We start from the raw sequence: 11,396 nt of genomic DNA, 5'->3' as shown, positions 1-11,396 counted from the left end.
ATGAAAAAGAGGTTGGGACTGAAGTGTTTAACTCCGAGAAATAAGAAGAAATTAACGGAAATTGCTTTTCAAATTTTTGTGAATTTCGGCTTATTTAAGAAGGAGTTGCTTCTGCTCCCACCGTTTATTCGTTTTTAGAGAATGAGACAAAAGTGTTTCTTACTTTTGTCCCACGCTCTTTTTCTTTTTGTCCTCTTGCTTTAACTGTTTATTTCGTGTATAATCAAGGATTGTGAGTAGTCTAATTTATTAGAAAACTCTCCTTGCTCTTGGGAACCTTAGAGCCGAAAGTCCATAGGGAGGTGAATATCAATGGAAAATACGAAATATGAAATCATGTATATTATTCGTCCAAACATTGATGAAGAAGCAAAAACTGCTTTAATCGAACGTTTCGATACAATCTTAAAAGATAACGGAGCTGAAGTTATCGAATCTAAAGATTGGGAAAAACGCCGTTTAGCGTATGAAATGAACGGTTACCGTGAAGGTATCTATCACATCGTTAAAGTAACTTCTCCATCATCAGCAGCTGCTGTCAATGAATTTGACCGTCTTGCTAAAATCAACGACGATATTATTCGTCACATGATTGTTAAAGAAGAAGCTTAATCATTGTTTCATGTGGAACAATGGAAAACGATGAGAGGAGATGACAATTTTGATTAATAATGTTGTACTAGTTGGACGTCTAACGAAAGATCCAGATTTACGATATACATCAAGTGGCACTGCAGTTGCAACGTTCACTTTAGCTGTCAATCGTAATTTTACTAGCCAAAACGGCAATCGTGAGGCTGACTTTATCAACTGTGTGATTTGGCGTAAATCAGCAGAAACATTAGCAAACTATGCTCGCAAAGGTACCCTTTTAGGTGTTACCGGACGTATCCAAACTCGTTCTTATGATAATCAACAAGGACAACGTGTATATGTAACAGAAGTAGTTGCTGAAAATTTCCAATTATTGGAAAGTCGTTCTGCATCTGAAAATCGTCAACAAAGCGTCGGTTCTCAAAGTTCTGGTCAATCGGCAAATAATTTTGGCGGAAGTAATAACTATAATCAAACATCTCAATCATCCAACGGTATGCCTGATTTTGATCGTGACAATTCTGATCCATTTGGCTCAAGTTCAACGATCGACATTTCAGACGATGATTTACCATTCTAAACGAATTTGATAGGAGGGAAATAGAATGGCACAACAAAGAAGAGGCGGACGTAAACGTCGTAAAGTAGACTATATCGCTGCTAACCATATTGAATATATCGATTATAAAGATATTGAATTACTAAAAAGATTTATCTCAGAACGCGGTAAAATTTTGCCACGTCGTGTAACAGGTACTGGCGCTAAGAACCAACGTAAAATTACGATTGCTATCAAACGCGCACGTATCATGGGCTTACTACCTTTCGTAAGCGAAGACTAAGAATAAAAATCAGACGACAGTCGCTAAGACTGTTGTCTTTTTTTACCCCTGAAATTTTAGTAAAGAGCCTCGATTCAACTACAAAGGATCGATTTTCTGTAAAATTTTTTCCCTTAAAGGACAAGGGACATAAAAATCAGATCGTTTAAACATACTAAAATTAGAAAAAAATCCTTACCCATTTGTTTAATCGCTTGAATGACGAAAGTTATGGTAAAATTAAACTAATCAAGTATGGGAGGAAGACGATGGAAAAAGAAAATACAAACTTAACCCCTAGACCTCTCTTCATTATTTTATTTATATTAATCGAAGTACTGGTTATCTTATTTATGCCATTTCGGTTTGTTAGCGCTTTGGTTGTTTTAGTTTTGAATATCTTGTGGCTTCGCTACTGGCTGAAGGTGAAACGCTGGCTGACACTGCGAAATCGTGAAAAGATCCAACAAGCTTCAACGGTTGCCGAAACACACTTAGCTTATGTTTCAGAGATCATGCCAGTCGGGATCATTTCTTACCAGCCGATGACTCAAAAAATCGATTGGATGAATCCTTTTGCATTAGGGATCAAGGATCAAAGTGCGTTATCAGAAGATGAACTACTGGATGCGTTTTTTGCTGCAAAAGAAAAGAAAAAGAATCAGCTGTACTTAGCGGATAAAACATTTCAATTCGATCTAGATACTGTTAAGGGCGTAGTCTATTTTAGTGATGTCACGCAAACACAATTACTGAAACTGCACCAAACCAACAGCCAGCCGGTAATTGGCATACTATCGATCGACAACTACGCCGATGCGATCGATAAACTGGATGACAAAGAAATTTCTTACCTGAATTCTTTTGTGACAACGTTGGTTTCAGATTGGATGAATGAGTACCATGTTTTCTTCAAACGAATCAATTCAGAACGTTTTTTCTTTTTCACTCAATTGAATGTGCTAAAGAAAATGATGGATAAGAAATTTGATTTGCTGGATCGCTTACGTGAAGAAGCGGAGAAACAAAATCTGCCGATCACTCTTAGTATGGGGATTGCGTATGGTCAAGATCCGCTCGATGAAATTGGTGCAGAAGCACAAAACAATCTGGATGTAGCGCTAGTTAGAGGGGGCGACCAAGTTGTCGTCAAAGAGATGCGTGAAGGAGCGAAACCGGTCTATTACGGTGGAAGATCAGCAAAAACAGTGAAGCGGACACGGGTGAGATCCAGAGCGATGAGTACGGCTTTACGAAGAATTTTTGATGAAACAGGCGATGTATTTATCATGGGTCATAAGTTTCCAGATATGGATGCGATTGGCTCAGCATTTGGCGTAAGTTGTTTAGCACGCTTTAATCAGAAAAAAGCGTATGTGGTCATAGATGAAACAGAGATTATTCCAGACGTTGAACGTTGTTTGGAAGAAATCCATAAACATCCAGATTTGGAAGCACAATTGATCTCGCCTAAACGAGCGATGGAACTGAAAAAAGACGAGGACTTACTTGTGATGGTCGACTACCATAAACCTTCATTATCGATCTCTCAGAGCCTTTATGAGCAGTTTGATAAGATCGTGATCATTGATCATCATCGACGTGGGGAAGAATTCCCAAGTAAACCATTATTGACGTACATTGAATCCTCAGCTTCTTCAGCTTCAGAATTAGTCACAGAGCTAATTCAGTATCAAAGCAGTCGAGCCAATCGTTTAGATCGGTTTGAAGCTACATTGTTGCTTGCTGGGATGACGGTCGATACGAATAGTTTCAATGTTCGGACGACCGCTCGAACTTTTGATGTAGCAAGCTATTTAAAGGCTTGTGGAGCTGACGCTTCCCTAGTACAATATTTATTGAGTTCAGATTTAGAAACTTACTTGGAGATTAGTGATTTGATCGCCCAAAGTGAGTACGTGACATCAGATATTGTGGTAGCGACAGGGACAGATGAAAAAGAGTATAATAGTGTCATAGCCGCAAAAACAGCGGACACACTCTTATCAATGATCAATATCAATGGTGCATTCGTCATTACGAAACGAACGGATGGATTAGTCGGTATCAGTGCACGCAGTACGGGCACGATCAACGTACAATTGATCATGGAGTCGCTAGGTGGCGGTGGACATTTCACGAATGCCGCTACGCAATTGGAAAATGTCACAGTTGAAGAAACCAAACAGCGTTTATTAGCTGTAATCAACGAGAACATGAATCAACTATATGATAAGGAGTAATTGCTATGAAAGTCATTTTCTTACAAGATGTAAAAGGTAAAGGAAAAAAAGGTGATGTAAAAGAAGTTCCGACAGGATATGCTCAAAATTACCTATTAAAAAACAATCTAGCAAAAGAAGCAACAAAAAGCAGCATCAGCCAATTAGCTGGTCAGAAAAAAGCACAAGAAAAATATGAAGCAGAAATTCTAGAAGAAGCAAAAAAACTGAAAGAGTTTTTAGAAAAAGAAGATACGGTTGTTGAATTAAAAGCAAAAGCTGGAGAAGACAGCCGCTTATTCGGCTCAATTCCTTCTAAACAAATCGCAGAAGGATTGAACAAACAGTACAAAGTAAAACTAGATAAACGTAAGATCGAACTAGAAAATCCAATCCGTACATTAGGTTACACGAATGTACCAGTCAAATTGCATCATGAAGTGACAGCAACGATCAAAGTACACGTTGTACAAGAATAAGTTAGTAAAATCAATTATGAGAGAGGTCGAGACAAAAGTCGTTTAGGTTTGAGAAATTGGAGAAAAAAACGAGGTTGGGACAGAAGTGTTTAACTCCGAGAAATAAGAAGAAATGAACGAAAATTGCTTTTCAAATTTTTGTGAATTTCGGCTTATTTCCGAAGGAGTTGCTTCTGCTCCCACCGTTTATTCGTTTTTAAAGAATGGGACAAAAGTGTTTCTTACTTTTGTCCCATGCTCGTTTTTTTTGAAATTTCCGAAAAACCTGGCTTTTGGACGCCGTTTATTCAGAATTAGAGCCTGTAGCAAAACTGATTGTTAGATTTGTCCCACATTCTCTAAACATGAATAAACAAGAAGTAGCATCTTCAAAAATAACCTGAAATCACAAAAATTTGAAAAAACATTTCCATAAATCTCTAGTTATTTCTCGGAGTGAAAGACTACTTCTGTACTAAACTCTTATATTTGGATAGGGAAAAAGGCAATGTTTTTGAACGATAGAGCCAACGTACAAATACAATGGAATGATTTTCTGCGTTCAGACACAATGACTTTTCCACTTTTTAGGATGACTTTTTGACTATTTTCTTGTAAAATGAAGCAATTGAAGACAAGGAGCGATATGTATGAATGAAGTGTGGCAGGATCGAATTCCACCGCAAAATATTGAAGCCGAACAAGCGGTTTTAGGGTCAGTTTTTTTAGATGCTGAAACGATCATTGATGCCATGGAGTACATAGAACCGAAAGACTTTTATCGTCGGGGACATCAAATCATTTTTGAAACAATGATCGAATTGAATGATCGCAGTGAAGCAATCGATGTGGTCACTGTCAAAGATCGTTTGGAACAAGGAAACCTATTAGAAGATGCTGGGGGCTTGAGCTATCTTTCCGATTTAGCATTAGCTGTTCCTACAGCGGCGAACATCGTTTATTATGCAAAAATCGTAGAAGAAAAATCGTTGTTGCGTAATTTGATCCAAACAGCGACAGGAATTGTTACTCGTGGATTTGAACAAGGAGAAGAAGTCCAATCGATATTAGATGATGCAGAACGTAGCATCCTTGAAGTATCCGAAAAAAGAAACCGGAGCGGATTTTTATCGATCGCAGAAGTCTTGAATTCAACGATCGAAAATATTGACCAGTTAGCGCAAAACAACGAAGAAATCACAGGACTTCCTACTGGCTATCAAGGATTAGATAAGATGACAGCAGGTTTCCAACCAGAAGAATTGATCATCTTAGCAGCTCGACCAGCTGTCGGGAAAACGGCTTTTGCATTGAATATCGCACAAAATGTCGGTACCAAAACGGATCGTTCCGTAGCTATCTTCAGTTTGGAAATGGGGGCAGAATCCCTGGTTAATCGGATGCTTTGTGCGGAAGGATCGATTGAAGCGAGCCATTTGCGTACAGGTCAGCTTTCTGAAGAAGAATGGTCCAATCTGATCGTTGCGATGGGGAGCTTATCACGGGCAAATATCTTTATTGACGATACCCCTGGGATCAAAATCTCTGAAATACGCGCAAAGTGCCGCAAACTCGCACAGGAAAAAGGCAATCTCGGCTTGATCTTGATCGACTATCTCCAACTGATTGAAGGGAACGGCAGAGAAAACCGCCAACAAGAAGTTTCTGATATTTCCCGTCAGTTAAAGAAACTGGCGAAAGAATTGAAAGTGCCTGTTATCGCATTATCACAGCTTTCTCGTGGTGTTGAACAGCGGCAAGATAAACGTCCTGTTTTAAGTGATATCAGGGAATCAGGGTCTATCGAACAAGATGCAGATATCGTCGCGTTCTTGTACCGTGATGATTATTATGAAAGAGAAGGCGGCGAAGACAATGACGGCGCTGAACCGCAAAATGACAACGTGATCGAAGTCATCATCGAAAAAAACCGTAGTGGTGCCCGAGGAACTGTTGAATTACTGTTCATCAAAGAATACAACAAGTTTTCGTCGTTATCACCAAGAGAAGAATACTAGAAGAGAAGGAAGTATTTTACTCTGAGAATAAGCAGTTATAGCAGATAATGTTCATCTTGATCCTATCTCCAGCCAATGAGCATCATCTATGAAGAAAATGATCTATGATGAAGCAGTCTGCGATGTCAGTAGTTGCTGCAAAATAGCGAAATAAATCAGACAAAATGAGGTCGAGACAAAAGTCGTTTAGGTTTGAGAAATTGGAGAGAAAAAAGAACAATACGTTTTTTGTATTGTTCTTTTTTTTTTTGAAATTTCCGAAAAGCCGGACTTGTGGACACCGTTTATTTCCGAAGGAGTTGCTTCTGCTCCCGCCGTTTATTCGAGAGTCTGTAGCAAAACCGATTTTTAAATTTGTCCTACATTCTTTGTTCATCTTCTAAGTCAAGCCTTTGTTATTCCCTATATTCTTTTGAGGGAATAATTTTTCAAACGCGTTTATTGTTCGTTTTTTAAGCGTTTTTATAAAATAAATAAAAGTATCATTCGATTTTAGTTGAATAAATAGCGAGTTATTGATACAATAATTCAGGATTAAATAATATAAAACGAGGTGTTCAGATGTCATCTGTAGTAGTAGTAGGTACACAATGGGGCGACGAAGGGAAGGGAAAGATTACTGACTTTCTTAGTGAAAATGCTGAGGTGATCGCACGGTACCAAGGTGGCGACAATGCAGGACACACAATCAAATTCAATGGTGTTACTTATAAACTGCATTTGATTCCTTCTGGGATTTTTTATAAAGATAAAATCAGTGTGATCGGAAATGGCGTAGTGGTGAATCCTAAATCATTAGTGACGGAATTAGCGTATTTGCACGAAAAAGGTGTAGAAACAGATAATTTACGTATTTCAGATCGTGCGCATGTCATTTTGCCTTACCATATCAAATTGGATCAATTACAAGAAGATTCAAAAGGTGAAAACAAGATCGGTACAACGATCAAAGGGATCGGACCAGCATATATGGATAAAGCTGCTCGCGTCGGCATCCGTATTGCAGATTTATTAGATAAAGAGATTTTTGAAGAACGTTTGCGTTTGAACTTAGAAGATAAAAATCGTCAATTTGTGAAGATGTTCGATTCTGAACCATTGGTATTTGAGGATATTTTCGAAGAATACTATGAATATGGCCAACAAATCAAACAATATGTCACTGATACATCAGTCATCTTAAATGATGCTCTAGATGCAGGAAAACGTGTCTTGTTTGAAGGTGCCCAAGGTGTGATGTTGGATATCGATCAAGGAACGTATCCATTTGTGACTTCTTCTAATCCGGTAGCTGGTGGTGTAACGATCGGTAGTGGCGTTGGCCCTTCAAAGATCAATAAAGTCGTTGGTGTATGTAAAGCTTATACTTCTCGTGTAGGAGATGGCCCATTCCCAACAGAACTATTTGACGAAACAGGTCAACAAATCCGTGAAGTCGGTCGTGAATATGGTACGACAACAGGTCGACCTCGTCGTGTCGGTTGGTTTGATACAGTCGTGATGCGCCATTCAAAACGTGTATCAGGAATCACTAACCTATCATTGAATTCAATCGATGTATTAAGCGGACTAGAAACAGTAAAAATCTGTACAGCGTATGAATTAGATGGAGAATTGATCTATCATTACCCAGCAAGCCTGAAAGAATTGAAACGTTGCAAACCAGTATACGAAGAACTTCCTGGTTGGTCTGAAGATATTACAGCATGTAAAACACTTGCTGAACTACCAGAAAACGCCCGTAACTATGTTAGACGTATCTCAGAGCTTGTAGGAGTCCGTATTTCAACATTCTCAGTTGGACCTGACCGAACACAAACAAACATCTTAGAAAGCGTCTGGGCGCAAATCTAAGTCATTTTAGTACCATTCGTTGAGACAGGACATTCTTGTGCCTTAAAGAGTGAACGAATGTGCTAGAGAGTCGAACACCATGAAAGCAGGAAAGAACCTGTTGTCCTTTTGTGGTGTTCGACTTTTTTTTGCCGTTTTCTTCACTGTGAACACGGGTAGATAGCCAAAAAGAGTGGGTGAATATTAATTATTTTCTTTTTAGATAGCTAAAGATATTTTGAACGCAAGAGATTTGCTATAATAGGGGTTAAGGGTAAAATGAATGGTGAAGGAGTTGAAGTAGGTGTATCAAATAGTAACAGACTCATGTTGTGATCTTCCTTATCAAGTACTCGCAGCGGCGAATGTAGACTTTTTGTCAATGAAGATCCAGTTAGATGAACAAGAATTAGTAGATGATCTGGGGAAAACATTTAACTATGACAAATATATGGAACAATTGAGAAACGGAGCAACGCCAACTACCTCACAGATCAATGTGGGACAATACCTTGAATTCTTCCGTACGTATGCTGAAAGAAAAATCCCAGTTTTATACGTTGCTTTTTCAAGTGCATTGAGTGGCTCTTATAGTAGTGCATTGCAAGCTGTAGAATTACTAAAAGAAGAGTATCCTGATCCTCAAATACATGTATTCGACACGAAAGCTGCTAGTGTAGGTGAAGGCGTATTGGTATTAGAAGCTGTGCGATTGAAAGATGAAGGAAAAACATTAGAAGAAACGTTAGAGTGGTTAAAAAATAATTATTTAAAAGTACACTCTTGGGTAACCGTCGATGATTTGAAACATCTTGAACGTGGCGGACGTATTTCAAAGGCTAGCGCTACACTAGGAAGTATTCTGAGTGTCAAACCAATTATTACAGTAGATGAAGAAGGGCGTCTGACGAATGTCGATAAAGTGCGTGGCAGAAATAAATCGATCCAAAAAGTCGTAGAAGAAACGATTAAAACGATCGTCGCGCCTTTAGAACAAATCGTCTATATTGCCTATGCAGGGGACTTAGAAAGTGCCGAAAAAGCGAAACGCCTGCTAGAAGAGAACATCAAGATGAAAGAAGTGAAACTTTATCCGTTGGGTCCTACGATCGCTAGTCATACTGGCTATGGCTGTATCGCCATTTTTTCAATGGGGATTAAACGATAGAAGTCTACCATCACTAATCGAATAGAAAAAATAGGTCGCAACAGAAGTATTTCATTCTGAGAAAGAACCAGAGAATCATGGAAATTGTTTTGCAAATCCTGCGAATTTCGGCTTATCTCAAGGAGTTGTTTCTGTTCCGACGTTGTGTTTAGAAGAGGTCGAGACAAAAGTCGTTTCGTTTTTAAAGCATGAGACAAAAGTGTTTCTTACTTTTGTCCCATGCTTCTTTGTTGAGGAATTTCAGAATTATGGGTCTTGTATGTGCCCAGACAATATAAAAAGATGCTGTTCGTTAGAAATGTCTAACGAACAGCACCATTAGGATTCAACGATCAATCAGTCACGAAACAATTGACCCGCTTACTTCCATAACTCATTTAATTGTTTTTGGATATCTTTGTTTTCTAAAAACTCATCATACGTTGTGTCTGCGCGATCGATGACCCCTTTATCAGAAACAGCAATGATGCGATTTGCAAGAGTTTGGATAAACTGATGATCGTGTGAAGCAAAGAGAATAGAACCTGTGAAGGCCATTAGCCCATCATTCAATGCAGTGATTGACTCTAGGTCTAAATGGTTCGTTGGATCGTCTAAAACTAAGACATTTGCTTTAGAAAGCATCATTTTAGAAAGCATACAACGGACTTTTTCGCCCCCAGATAGGACATTTACAGGCTTCAAGACGTCTTCACCAGAAAATAGCATTCTACCTAAGAAGCTGCGTAAGAAAGTATTGTCGTCTTCTTCTTTACCTGCATATTGTCTTAACCAGTCTAAAATCGTTAGATCCGTATCAAATTCTTTCGTTGTATCCTTTGGTAAATAAGCATTGCTTGTTGTGACACCCCAGCGCACTGTACCTGTATCTGGTGTGATCTCACCCATGATTACTTTGAACAGTGTCGTAGTTTTAATATCATTTTCAGCAACGAAAGCTACCTTGTCTTCTTTACTTAAATTAAATGATATATCATTTAAGATTTTCTTACCATCTATAGTAACACTCACGTTTTCGACTTGTAAAAGGTCGTTGCCGATTTCACGTTCTGGTTTGAAACCAACGAATGGATAGCGACGAGAAGATGGCTGGATGTCATCTAACGTGATTTTTTCTAACATTTTTTTACGTGAAGTCGCTTGTTTTGATTTTGAAGCATTCGCGCTGAAACGAGCGATAAAATCTTGTAATTCTTTGATTTGTTCTTCTTTTTTTGCATTTGCATTTGCTTGCAATTTTGTAGCTAGTTGACTAGATTCTAACCAAAAATCATAGTTACCTACATATAATTTGATTTTTCCAAAGTCTAGATCCGCCATATGTGTACATACTTTATTCAAGAAATGGCGGTCATGGGAAACGACGATAACTGTATTTTCAAATTCGATCAAGAATTCTTCTAACCAATTGATTGATTGGATATCCAATCCGTTTGTTGGTTCATCTAATAGCAATACATCTGGTTTACCAAATAGTGTTTGGGCTAAAAGGACTTTGATTTTTTGACCACCCGTAAGTTCACTCATTTGTTGGTGATGTAATTCTTCAGGGATATTCAATCCTTGTAATAATACTGCTGCTTCTGGTTCAGCTTCCCAACCATTTAGCTCAGCAAATTCGCCTTCTAATTCAGCTGCTCGGATACCGTCTTCATCTGTAAAGTCTTCTTTCATGTAGATGGCATCTTTTTCTTTCATTACTTCGTACAATCGTTTGTGTCCCATAATAACTGTTTCTAAGACTGTATATTCTTCATAGTCGAAGTGATTTTGTTTCAAGACGGCCATACGTTCATCTGGGCCCAAGGAGACAGTACCTGTAGAAGGTTGTAGCTCTCCGGATAATACTTTAAGGAACGTTGATTTACCTGCACCATTTGCACCTATTAAGCCATAGCAATTTCCGGGAGTAAATTTAATATTAACATCATCAAATAGTTTGCGGTCTGAAAAGTGCAAACTTACATCATTTACAGTAATCAATTTTTTTCCTCACTTTATCTTTTAATTGTTTTTGACAAGTCTTCTAGAATTATATAGGGGAAAAGTAAAAGTTTCAAGGTAATCAGCTATTCTTTGTGTTTCACGTGGAACAACGTAACAAAAAAGTAAGAAACAGCTGATGGATAGAAGGTGGATATCTGCATGGATTCCTGTATTTTCTAAAAAAAACACAATGATCTTGGATAGAAAAAGTGGATAAGAAATAAATAGTCTTTTCATATGTAAATTGTTTACACTCGAATGTATCAAAAAGTTCGCAATACAATATCAACAGAGCG

The 11,396-nt window shown here is 38.2% G+C and carries 9 protein-coding genes; 8 read left to right on the top strand and 1 reads right to left on the bottom strand.

The window, feature by feature from the left end:
* Positions 1-312 precede the first annotated feature (312 nt).
* The 8 genes from rpsF (at position 313) to ED2_RS07150 (ending at position 9,114) form a co-directional block, all read left to right on the top strand.
* Positions 313-612 carry a 30S ribosomal protein S6 gene (rpsF, locus tag ED2_RS07185; RefSeq protein ID WP_005875806.1) on the top strand — a complete coding sequence of 100 codons (300 nt, stop codon included), beginning with the start codon at positions 313-315 and terminating at the stop codon, positions 610-612.
* A gap of 49 nt (positions 613-661) precedes the next feature.
* On the top strand, positions 662-1,174 hold the full coding sequence (gene ssb / locus ED2_RS07180) for a single-stranded DNA-binding protein (RefSeq protein WP_060789733.1): 513 nt from the start codon (positions 662-664) through the stop codon (positions 1,172-1,174).
* Positions 1,175-1,199: 25 nt separating this feature from the next.
* A complete protein-coding gene (gene rpsR, locus ED2_RS07175; RefSeq protein ID WP_005875810.1) occupies positions 1,200-1,436 on the top strand; it encodes a 30S ribosomal protein S18 in 237 nt (78 codons plus the stop codon).
* Between the two features lie 248 nt (positions 1,437-1,684).
* Entirely contained in the window at positions 1,685-3,658 is a 1,974-nt protein-coding gene (locus ED2_RS07170; RefSeq protein WP_016177140.1) for a DHH family phosphoesterase, read from the top strand.
* A 5-nt stretch (positions 3,659-3,663) separates the two neighbouring features.
* Positions 3,664-4,116: a 50S ribosomal protein L9 gene (gene rplI, locus ED2_RS07165; RefSeq protein ID WP_005875813.1), complete on the top strand. Its 453-nt coding sequence runs from the start codon at positions 3,664-3,666 to the stop codon at positions 4,114-4,116.
* A 629-nt stretch (positions 4,117-4,745) separates the two neighbouring features.
* Entirely contained in the window at positions 4,746-6,113 is a 1,368-nt protein-coding gene (gene dnaB, locus ED2_RS07160) for a replicative DNA helicase (RefSeq protein WP_005875816.1), read from the top strand.
* A 561-nt stretch (positions 6,114-6,674) separates the two neighbouring features.
* Positions 6,675-7,967 carry an adenylosuccinate synthase gene (locus ED2_RS07155; RefSeq protein ID WP_005877539.1) on the top strand — a complete coding sequence of 431 codons (1,293 nt, stop codon included), beginning with the start codon at positions 6,675-6,677 and terminating at the stop codon, positions 7,965-7,967.
* 283 nt (positions 7,968-8,250) lie between these two features.
* A complete protein-coding gene (locus ED2_RS07150; RefSeq protein WP_005877537.1) occupies positions 8,251-9,114 on the top strand; it encodes a DegV family protein in 864 nt (287 codons plus the stop codon).
* A gap of 360 nt (positions 9,115-9,474) precedes the next feature.
* On the opposite strand, the gene ED2_RS07145 is transcribed toward ED2_RS07150, so the two are convergent.
* Complete coding sequence (locus ED2_RS07145) at positions 9,475-11,097, bottom strand: ABC-F family ATP-binding cassette domain-containing protein (RefSeq protein WP_016177141.1); 1,623 nt, start codon at positions 11,095-11,097, stop codon at positions 9,475-9,477.
* Between the last annotated feature and the right edge of the window lie 299 nt (positions 11,098-11,396).

Origin of the sequence: Enterococcus durans NBRC 100479 = LMG 10746, assembly GCF_001544215.1 — a bacterium.
Lineage (GTDB): Bacteria > Bacillota > Bacilli > Lactobacillales > Enterococcaceae > Enterococcus_B > Enterococcus_B durans.
This window is presented reverse-complemented; position numbering and strand designations above follow the sequence as displayed.